Below are 321 nucleotides of genomic sequence, written 5' to 3'. Positions count from 1 at the left end.
GCTCGGCAGCCAGCGCAAAAATTTCGTTTCCGTGCTCAGCTATAAGCGCTTTGTTAGCCGTGACAACATGCTTGCCATTTTTAATCGCAGCACAAACAATGTCTTTAGCAAGATCATAGCCACCAATTAATTCTGCTACCACATCCACATCAGGGTTATTGACAACATCCATTACATTCGTCGAAAATTCGATACCGCTAAGGTCACAATTATCTTTAAGCTTTCTAGAGGCGACTTGAATCACCTCAACCTGACAGCCTGCTCGGGCAGTAATATCCTGTTGATTTCGTTTCAAGACATTAATCACGCCACTAGCGACGG

The 321-nt window shown here is 44.2% G+C and carries 1 pseudogene; it reads right to left on the bottom strand.

The features are described 5' to 3' along the window. Positions 1–321, bottom strand: a pseudogene (locus A3761_RS06415) (homoserine dehydrogenase); the annotation flags it as partial.

Source organism: Oleiphilus sp. HI0123 (assembly GCF_001635315.1).
This window is presented reverse-complemented; position numbering and strand designations above follow the sequence as displayed.